This is a genomic window from Campylobacter sp. BCW_6877, assembly GCF_001762445.1.
In the GTDB taxonomy this organism is placed as follows: domain Bacteria; phylum Campylobacterota; class Campylobacteria; order Campylobacterales; family Campylobacteraceae; genus Campylobacter_D; species Campylobacter_D jejuni.
The window spans coordinates 1-1327 of record NZ_MJWW01000053.1; the positions used below are offsets into that span (position 1 = coordinate 1).

A 1327-nucleotide genomic window follows, 5' to 3' on the forward strand; every position below is an offset into this window, starting at 1 on the left:
ATCATTATAATTTATAATCATTATATCAGCATATTGATATCTTCCATTTTCAATTTCTTTTTTAGATTCTTTTTGTAATTTTAAAAGAAAATTATAATCTCTTTCTTTAAGTGTTTTAATATTTTTTATTTCGTTTAAATCAATTAAAGAATACTTTCCACGTGTTTTATACTCTTCATCAATTTTTTTAAGTGCAAATTCATATCCTTCTTTACTTCCTTGCTCTGAATTATAAGTATATTCTTTAAGTTTAGGTTCTCCACAACCTATAAAAATTAAAGATAATCCAAAAATAATTAAATGCAAACTTTTTTCTTTTTTCATTTTATTTTCCTTTTTAAAACAATTTTATTTTAAATAATAATATATTAAAACTTATAATAATCTTTCTGAATATATAATATTATATAATATTATATAATATAAGTTTTGATTTTTAAAGATAGCATTGATAAAATTATTTTTTCATTTTAGCTCCTTCTTATTTTATCTTTTAAATTTTCTTGATATTCATTTTTTTCATTTTTTAGAGCGAAATGTTTTCTTTTTTCTAGTTCATTTTTAACTTCTTTTATTACTATTGTGTCAAATTTTTCAAAGTTTTTATAATAACAAGCTTCTTCCAAAGCTTGAAAGTATTCTTCTTTTGAAGAATACTTAATATTGATAGGTGGATAATTATTTTTAACAAGCTCATAATTCATTAAAAGCCTTGACATTCTTCCATTACCATCAATAAATGGGTGTATTCTAACAAAGTCAATATGTATTCTTGAAGCTCTAATAATAGGGTGTAAATTTTGTGCTTCATTCTCATACCAATTTAAAAAGTTTTTCATTTCAAAATCAATACTCAAATAATCAGGTGGAATATGTTTTGCACCGCTAATCACTACATTAGCCTTTCTATATACTCCAGCATTCTTTATATCAATTGTTTGTAAAATAATTTGATGTAAAGATTTAATATCAAATTCATTTAAAATTGTATTAGCATTTGCAAGTTCTAACATAAAATCAATAGCATGTGAATGGTTTATGGTTTCTAAGTGTTCTTTTACACTTTTTCCTGCAATAGTCATACCTTCAAGCACTGCTTTTGTTTCAAATAAGGTAAGTGTATTCCCTTCGATTGCATTAGAATCATTTGTATATCTTAATTTAAAATCTTCTTCTAGTGATTTTTTAGTTTCAAAAGCTAGTTTGTGTTCTTTCAAAAAATCTTTTAGAATATCAATTTCCTTTAGAACATCTTTTAAATTCATTTTCTTTTCCTATTTTTTATAATGATAGAATATTTTTTTATTTTATCAATTTTTCTATTAAT

Annotated in this window: 2 protein-coding genes; both read right to left on the minus strand. The window is 22.1% G+C overall.

Annotated elements, in window-relative coordinates; translation table 11 throughout:
- The coding region (locus AJ936_RS06980) for a hypothetical protein (protein WP_148123993.1) at positions 1-324 on the minus strand (324 nt) is incomplete at its 3' end.
- 146 nt (positions 325-470) lie between these two features.
- Positions 471-1265, minus strand: coding sequence for a Fic family protein (locus tag AJ936_RS06985; protein WP_070274242.1), 795 nt, complete (start codon positions 1263-1265; stop codon positions 471-473).
- Between the last annotated feature and the right edge of the window lie 62 nt (positions 1266-1327).

Coding starts and splice junctions, on each gene's coding strand:
- AJ936_RS06985 (WP_070274242.1), bottom strand. CDS start 1,265: ATGAATTTAAAAGATGTTCTAAAGGAAATTGATATTCTAAAAGATTTT.